The organism is Pseudomonas sp. LAMO17WK12:I10 (assembly GCF_900215185.1).
Taxonomy (GTDB): Bacteria; Pseudomonadota; Gammaproteobacteria; order Pseudomonadales; family Pseudomonadaceae; genus Aquipseudomonas; species Aquipseudomonas chlororaphis.
Window position 1 is genome coordinate 1 of record NZ_OBDX01000089.1, and the last position, 1488, is coordinate 1488.

At 48.7% G+C, this 1488-nt stretch carries 1 protein-coding gene; it reads right to left on the reverse strand.

Going from position 1 to position 1488, the window contains the following annotated elements; translation table 11 throughout:
• Window positions 1–563 precede the first annotated feature (563 nt).
• The gene (locus CRO75_RS32230) at window positions 564–1076 is read right to left on the reverse strand and encodes a hypothetical protein (RefSeq protein WP_097140672.1); all 513 of its coding nucleotides are present in this window, start codon (window positions 1074–1076) and stop codon (window positions 564–566) included.
• Between the last annotated feature and the right edge of the window lie 412 nt (window positions 1077–1488).

Genomic DNA, 1488 nt, shown 5'->3' on the forward strand with positions numbered 1-1488 from the left:
TACCTAATGCATCGGTACAACTGGATTCGACCGCACCAGTTCAACGATGGGATGGCCCCGGCTCAGGCCGAGAGAAAACTTAACGTCGTGTCCGGGATTAGTTGACCACTACACCTACCTCAATCACTGAATATAAAAAACAGCTCAAACTTGAGACAGTCCCGTGGAAATCGACGACACCTCTAATTGGCTAGGCCTCCCTCGCCTCTGGAAATATGCAAGCAGCACACCCGCCTGCTGGAGAACGAGATCTAGGAACTCAGCCTGCAACTGCGAAAGGCTCGGGAGGATATCTTCGGCTTGGTCACGATGTTGGCTGAGGTACAGGAGAAGAAAGACGAGTTCGCGGGGTATCTCAGACAGAGGGCGGCCAAAGCGGCAGCAGTGCGCAACGGTGAGATAAAACAGATACGAGGCAGATGACCTCCGCCAGATGCTTGCTGACCTGCGACCACAAAAGCGATTGCCTAAACTCAGACTCAGCTCGAGGCCTTGACCATGTATCACACCGTAGAGCCTGGACCGCGAGGCCCCGACTTTTGGACCCCGCGGTGACAGATCAGCTATGGGAGAACAATTACAGTCGGCCCAGTAGGCGTAACTATCGGCCCGATAGGCCCGAAGGTAAGCGAGACAAGGGTCAGGCTATTCGTGAAGGTCTCCGTGCCCTGCCCGTTGTTCGCCGTGGCAATCCACCGGACTGTAGAGTATCCGGAAGTATCAGGTCTACCGTTGGCCGCTCCATCAGGAAGAACGGGGCCATCCCAAATGAAATCCATTGTATTTTTTAATGGGTCCGTAACTTTGGGGCCCTTCCAGTACACCTTCGCGAGCGAGATCTGGCCAGTATCATCGAGCACTTCATTGAGCGTCACGCTGAACTTCGCCGAAGTGATGGTAAACTTCGTTTTATTTGTCAGTATTAGATCGACTGGGAAGTCTGTACTCTGATTCTTGCTGAGCGATAATGCTTCGGGCAGGTTCAAGGTTACCAAGATATTACCCTGCTCGAAGAGAGTGAAACTCTTAGGTGGATCTTGATCTAGAACAGCTTTTTTCTTGGCTAATTCAGACATTTTAATTTCCTTATTTCCTTTTTCCGTATGAACTGAAGCTCTGAACAAGAACTTCTCCCTATTACGCGGACCCAACCCTTGGATGCGCTTTTTTATTAAAGAACACAAATCCCCTCTGTCAAGAACTTGTAGATGATTGCCCGAAAGCCTAATTCATTAACTTTTTATTTGCTATTAACAGCAGCATTCTCATCGCCAAAAATGATAAAATATGAATTTATATGAACCTCGTAGTTGCTAGACACCTGAACCTAAAACAGAAGTTGAAAAATGGCTAGTCCTGTCTACGGTGATAGTTGCGAACACACACCAACAAGCTAAGGATGGTCTGAAGTAGCCCAATATTTACTGGCTAATTCTTCATCCTCGATGCCAAAAGGGCAGCAGGTCAAGATGCGATCAGATCTGCTGT

Coding starts and splice junctions, on each gene's coding strand:
- CRO75_RS32230 (WP_097140672.1), bottom strand. CDS start 1,076: ATGTCTGAATTAGCCAAGAAAAAAGCTGTTCTAGATCAAGATCCACCT.